The organism is Kitasatospora putterlickiae (genome assembly GCF_039527695.1).
In the GTDB taxonomy this organism is placed as follows: domain Bacteria; phylum Actinomycetota; class Actinomycetes; order Streptomycetales; family Streptomycetaceae; genus Kitasatospora; species Kitasatospora putterlickiae.
Map to the genome: position 1 here is coordinate 1 of NZ_BAAAKJ010000226.1, position 5733 is coordinate 5733.

6 protein-coding genes are annotated in these 5733 nt (G+C 74.6%); 3 read left to right on the forward strand and 3 right to left on the reverse strand.

All coding sequences use genetic code 11. The features are described from left to right. Window positions 1-249: 249 nt before the first annotated feature. Entirely contained in the window at window positions 250-1272 is a 1023-nt protein-coding gene (gene glnII / locus ABD308_RS22885) for a glutamine synthetase GlnII (RefSeq protein ID WP_344338085.1), read from the forward strand. A gap of 263 nt (window positions 1273-1535) precedes the next feature. Next, complete coding sequence (locus ABD308_RS22890; protein WP_344338087.1) at window positions 1536-2639, forward strand: LLM class flavin-dependent oxidoreductase; 1104 nt, start codon at window positions 1536-1538, stop codon at window positions 2637-2639. A 16-nt stretch (window positions 2640-2655) separates the two neighbouring features. Here the strand turns inward: ABD308_RS22890 and ABD308_RS22895 are convergent, their stop codons facing one another. Further along, on the reverse strand, window positions 2656-3105 hold the full coding sequence (locus ABD308_RS22895) for a GNAT family N-acetyltransferase (protein WP_344338088.1): 450 nt from the start codon (window positions 3103-3105) through the stop codon (window positions 2656-2658). 46 nt (window positions 3106-3151) lie between these two features. Then, entirely contained in the window at window positions 3152-3769 is a 618-nt protein-coding gene (locus ABD308_RS22900; protein ID WP_344338089.1) for a hypothetical protein, read from the reverse strand. A gap of 333 nt (window positions 3770-4102) precedes the next feature. Here ABD308_RS22900 and ABD308_RS22905 point away from each other — a divergent pair, with 333 nt between their 5' ends. Continuing rightward, window positions 4103-4657, forward strand: coding sequence for a hypothetical protein (locus tag ABD308_RS22905; protein ID WP_344338090.1), 555 nt, complete (start codon window positions 4103-4105; stop codon window positions 4655-4657). On the opposite strand, the gene cobC is transcribed toward ABD308_RS22905, so the two are convergent. Beyond that, on the reverse strand, window positions 4600-5727 hold the full coding sequence (gene cobC / locus ABD308_RS22910) for an Rv2231c family histidinol phosphate aminotransferase CobC (RefSeq protein WP_344338092.1): 1128 nt from the start codon (window positions 5725-5727) through the stop codon (window positions 4600-4602). The two genes, ABD308_RS22905 and cobC, sit on opposite strands and share 58 nt — an antisense overlap. Between the last annotated feature and the right edge of the window lie 6 nt (window positions 5728-5733).

Here is a 5733-nt window from a genome sequence, read left to right on the forward strand (position 1 = left end):
CTGGTCGCCGGAGGCGCCTGCGCCCTCTGGGCCACCCGCCGCCGCCGCGCCGCCGCCCCGGCCCACGCCCGCCGGCGCTGACCCCGGTTCCCCACGGGTGCGGGAGTGCCACCTGCGGCACTCCCGCACCGTGACCGTGCCAATGCGGACGGTTGGTTCACATGCGCGTTACACAAGAGGAACAACCGGGAAACGGCGGCTTGCAACGCTACGCGGGCACCCACCACTCAGTTTGCGAGGGACACCGCCGTGGCAATCAAGGCCGAGTACATCTGGATCGACGGCACCAAGCCGACCGCCAAGCTCCGTTCCAAGACTCGCGTCCTGCCGAACGCGGACAAGATCCCCACCTGGGGCTTCGACGGCTCCTCGACCAGCCAGGCCGAGGGCCACGCCTCGGACCGCGTGCTGACGCCGGTGCGCGTCACCCCGGACCCGATCCGCGGCGGCGACCACATCCTCGTCCTCTGCGAGGTCCACGAGACCGACGGCACCCCGCACGAGTCCAACACCCGCGCCCTGCTGCGCTCCGTCGCCGAGCAGTACGCGGCGCAGGAGTCGATCTTCGGCATCGAGCAGGAGTACACCTTCTTCAAGGGCTCCCGCCCGCTCGGCTTCCCCGAGGGCGGCTACCCGGCCCCGCAGGGCGGCTACTACTGCGGCGTCGGCGCCGAGGAGGTCTTCGGCCGCGAGATCGTCGAGCTGCACCTCGACCGCTGCATCGAGGCCGGCCTGGCCATCTGCGGCATCAACGCCGAGGTCATGCCCGGCCAGTGGGAGTTCCAGATCGGCCCGGTCGACGCCCTGACCGTCTCCGACGACATGTGGATCGCCCGCTACCTGCTCTACCGCACCGCCGAGGAGTTCGGCATCGACGCCACCCTCGACGCGAAGCCCGCCCGCGGCGACTGGAACGGTGCCGGCGCGCACACCAACTTCTCCACCAAGGCGATGCGCGAGAACTACGACGCGATCATCACCGCCTGCGAGTCGCTGGGCACCTCCCAGGAGAAGGTCCTGGAGCACGTCACCCAGTACGGCGCCGACATCGAGTCCCGCCTGACCGGCAAGCACGAGACCGCCCCGTGGAACGTCTACTCCTACGGCGTCTCCGACCGCGGCGCCTCGGTCCGCATCCCGTGGCAGGTCGAGGTCGAGCGGAAGGGCTACATCGAGGACCGCCGCCCGAACGCGAACGTCGACCCCTACGTCGTCACCCGCCTGCTGATCAACACCTGCTGCGCCGCCCTGGAGAAGGCCGGCCTGGTCTGATCCACCCCCCTCGCACCGCCCGCAGGGCCTCCCCACCTCACCGGGGAGGCCCTGTGGCCGTTTTCCGCCGGTCACCCGTGCCCGGGCGGGAGGCTCCCTTGATCGGCGCCGGGCGGGAGCGGATAATTCCGCTCATGACTTCCTCCACGTGCCTCGTGCGACGTCTGCACGTGGATCTGGCGCGCGTGTGTGCGGACGCCTGTCGCCGGTGAGTGGTTCACCTCCCTCCCTTCAGGCGGCTCCCGACACCGGAGTGTGTGCTCATGACGTTGACGTTTCACTGGTTCCTGCCCACGAACGGGGACAGCCGGCATGTCGTCGGCGGCGGGCACGGGTCGACGCCCGGGGTGGTCGGGGGTGATCGGCCGCCGTCCCTCGGGTATCTGGGGCAGATCGCCCGCAGCGCCGAGCAGTTGGGGTTCGAGGGGGCGCTGACGCCGACCGGGGCGTGGTGCGAGGACGCGTGGCTGACGACGGCGATGCTCACCCAGGTGACCGAGCGGCTCAAGTACCTGGTGGCGTTCCGGCCCGGGCAGATCGCGCCGACGCTGGCGGCGCAGATGGCGGCGACGTACCAACGGCATTCCGGCGGGCGGCTGTTGCTGAACGTGGTGACCGGCGGGGAGTCGGCGGAGCAGCGCGCGTACGGGGACTTCCTGGACAAGGACGCGCGTTACGCCCGCACCGGGGAGTTCCTGTCGGTCGTGCGGCGGCTCTGGGCGGGCGAGACGGTGGACCACGACGGCCCCCATCTGCGGGTCGAGGGCGCCGGGTTGAACCGGCTGCCCGACCCGGTGCCGCCGGTGTACTTCGGCGGGTCGTCCCCGGCGGCGGGCGAGGTGGCCGCGCGGTACGCGGACGTGTACCTCACCTGGGGCGAGCCGCCCGCGCAGGTGCGGGAGAAGATCGGCTGGATCCGTGACCTCGCGGCGCGGGAGGGCCGGACGGTGCGGTTCGGGATCCGGCTGCACGTGATCACCCGGGACACCTCGGCGCAGGCGTGGGCGGAGACGGAGCGGCTGCTCGCGGCGATGGACCCGCAGCGCGTCCGGGAGACCCAACGGGCGCTGGCCCGCAGCGAGTCGGTGGGACAGCGCCGGATGCTCGCGCTGCACGGCGGCTCGGCGGAGCGGCTGGAGGTGTACCCCGGGCTGTGGGCGGGCGTCGGCCTGCTGCGGGGCGGGGCCGGGACGGCGCTGGTGGGCAGCCACCGGGAGGTCGCCGACCTGGTCACCGAGTACCACGAGCTGGGCATCGACGAGTTCGTGCTCAGCGGGATGCCGCACCTGGAGGAGGCGTACTGGTTCGGCGAGGGCGTGCTGCCGGTGCTGGCCGCCCGCGGCCTGTGGCGCCGGCCGGAGGGGTAACCCCGGCCGGGGCCGGCTACTGCGCGCCCAGGACCATCCACTTCTCCGGCTTCGCCACCGCCTCGAAGCCCACCTTCGCGTAGACGCCGTGGGCGTCGGCGGTGGCGAGCAGGACGCGGCGCAGGCCCTCCGCGGCGAGTTCGTCGCGGACGGTGGCGGCCAGGGCGGTGCCGAGGCCGCGGCCACGGGCGGTCGGGGCGATGTAGACGTCGCACAGCCAGGCGAAGGTGGCGTGGTCGGTGACCACCCGGGCGTAGCCGACCTGGCCGCCCGAAGCCTGCTCGTAGAGCCCGAAGTTGAGCGAGCCGGCGATCGCCCGGTCCTGCTTCTCGCGGCTGCGGCCGAGCGCCCAGTAGGCGTCCTGGGACAGCCACCGGTGGATCAGCGCGACGTCCAGGCGCGCGGGGTCGGTCGAGATCTCGTAGCCGTCCGGCAGGGCGTCGGCATCGGTGACGTCACTGGTCATGGCCGGATCCAAGCAGGGATCCGGCCGGACGACCAGCGGTTTTCCCTCAGCGGACGGGCACGGCGTTCTGCGGGAGGTTGTGCCAGTTGGTGACGATCGGCCGGTCCACGCCGGTCGGGCCGATCGGCAGGCTGACCGGGTCCGGGTCCGGGCTGCCGATGCCCACGATGACGTCGCTGAACTCGACGGCCTGGTTGTCCTTGGTGGTCTTCGCCATGACGCCCGCGTACGCGGTGTCCGTGCCGCTGAGCTTGATCGGCTGGCTGACGCCCTGCTCGGCCTTGGACGCCTCGATGCCGCGCGATCCGAAGGCGATGACCGGGGGCCGGGGCGGGAGGGTGCAGGTGACGCCCGGCTTGGCCTTGGCGGCGATCAGGAGGTAGCCGCCCGCCTGGGACTCCGTCGTGGCGGTGAGGACGAGGTCCTTGGCGCCGCAGGTGCCCGCGGGCACGGCGGCGGGAGCCGCGGAGGGGGCGGAGGAGGAGGTGGCGGCGGAGGGCTTCGCGGGCGTGGACGGCGCGGTGGTGGCGGCCGGCGCCGTGGTGGCGGCCGGGCTCGACGCGGGAGCGGCGGCGGTGTCGCCGTTCTCCGGCCCGCACGCGGTGGCGGTGGCGGCGAGCGCCGCGACGGCGAGGGCGGTGAGAGCGAGACGGCGCGGGCGCATGCGGGTTCCCCCAGGGTCGTGGTGCGCCGGTGCTGCTCACCGGCGCACCACGACCGTACGACGGCGTCGTTCACGGCCCGGTGCGGGAAACATCCCGATCCTGTCGCAGAGCGCGCCGCCGAAAGGGGATGGCAAAAACGGCCCTGACCGCGGGTACACGCTGCTGGACGCCGGGACCGGGCGCGTGGTGGGCGCCGAGCACTCGCGGTGCTGATGCCCGGGCGGGTGGTGGCGGGTGACCCGGTGGTGCCGGCCGCCTGATGTGCGGGGAACCGGATTCCGGGCAGGAGGGTCCCATCGTCACCAGGACGAGGCTCGGAGGAGGCGACCGGGATGCGTGGGGATCGGGAGTTCGGCGGCGGGGAGCGGGAGACGGCGGAGGGGCGGTGGGTCTGGGCGGCCCGCTGGTCGGTGGTGGTGGTCGCCGTGGCGGTGCCGGCCGTGGTGCTGGCGACCTCGCCGGCCGACGGCGGCCGGCCGGCCCCCGTCACGGTGCGGCCCACGGCGGCGGCGGGCGAGGCGGTGATCACGGCGGCGGTGACCACGGCGGGGACCGCCGTCCTGCCGCCGCCGCACCGCGAGGTGACGCCCGGGGTGACTCCGGCCGACCCCGGCACCGCCGCCGCCGTGGGCGTCCCCTACGCGCTCGACTGGAACACCCGCTGCGAGACCAGCCACCTTCGCTTCGCCGGGCGCCACTGGTGGACGCCGAAGCGGCCGGTCCTGCCGCCCGGCCTCCCCGGCGCGCAGGGCCCCGGCTCGGCGCCCCGCGTGCTGCCCGGCTGGGCGACGCTCACCGCCGCCGACCGGCTCCGCTTCGACGCCCCCGGCTACCTCGCCGGTCCGGTGCTGCTGGAGCCGGCCGCCGAGGCGGGGATCTGCGAGTAGCCGGTGTCCCGGACGCCCCCGAGCGCGGTCGCCAGCGCGGCCAGGAAGCGGTCCGTGGTGGCCTCGTCCCGCACGGCGAGGCGCAGCCAGTCCGGGCCGAGGCCGGGAAAGGTGTCGCCCCGGCGGACGGCGAAGCCGAGGGCGCGCAGCCGGGCGCGGATGGCGTCGGCGCCGGGGAGTTCGACGAGCACGAAGGACGCCGCCGGTTCGCCGTGCACCCGGACGGCCGGGAAGGCGGTCAGCCGCTTCACCAGGTACTCGCGCCGGAAGGCGAGTTCGTGCGCCGCCCGCTCGGCCTCGGCGAGCGCGGACGGTGCGGAGCAGGCCTCGGCGGCGACCAGGGCCGGGGTGGAGACCGGCCAGAGCGGCTGCGTGGCGCCCAGGGCGGCGATCAGCGGCGCCGGGCCGAGCGCGTAGCCGATCCGCAGTCCGGCCAGCCCCCAGGTCTTGGTGAGGCTGCGCAGCACCACCACCTGGCCGGGCAGGTCCCGGAGGGAGGCGAGGGACTGGCTCTCGCCGGGCACGGTGTCCATGAACGCCTCGTCGATCACCAGGGTGCGGCCGGGCCGGGCCAGGGCGGCGACGGCGGCGGCCGGGTGGAGGACGGAGGTGGGGTTGGTGGGGTTGCCGAGCACCACCAGGTCGGCCTCCTCCGGTATGGCACCCCCGGTCAGCCGGAAGCCGTCCTCCGGGGTGAGCAGCACCCGTCGCACCGGGTGTCCGGCGTCCCGTAGCGCGGCCTCGGGTTCGGTGAACTGCGGGTGCACGACGACGATGTGACGTGCCGTCAGGGTGCGGGCGAGCAGCACGAAGGCCTCGGCGGCGCCCGAGGTGAGCAGTACCTCCCCGGCCGGCCGCCCGTGCCGTGCGGCGACCGCGGCCCGGGCGGCGGTGCCGTCGGGGTAGGCGGCGAGGTCGCCGAGGGTGGCGGCGAGGCGCTCGCGCAGCCACGCCGGGGGCGTGCCGGTGCGGACGTTGACGGCGAGGTCGACCAGGCCGGCGCCGTCGGCGCGCACCTCGGCGTCCCCGTGGTGGCGCAGGTCGGGTTCGGCGGGGGAGTGGGGGGTCACGGCTGC

Bases quoted from the DNA above. Each gene is read 5' to 3' on its own strand.
- ABD308_RS22895 (WP_344338088.1), bottom strand. From the start codon at position 3,105: ATGACCAGTGACGTCACCGATGCCGACGCCCTGCCGGACGGCTACGAG.
- ABD308_RS22905 (WP_344338090.1), top strand. From the start codon at position 4,103: ATGCGTGGGGATCGGGAGTTCGGCGGCGGGGAGCGGGAGACGGCGGAG.
- ABD308_RS22900 (WP_344338089.1), bottom strand. From the start codon at position 3,769: ATGCGCCCGCGCCGTCTCGCTCTCACCGCCCTCGCCGTCGCGGCGCTC.
- ABD308_RS22890 (WP_344338087.1), top strand. From the start codon at position 1,536: ATGACGTTGACGTTTCACTGGTTCCTGCCCACGAACGGGGACAGCCGG.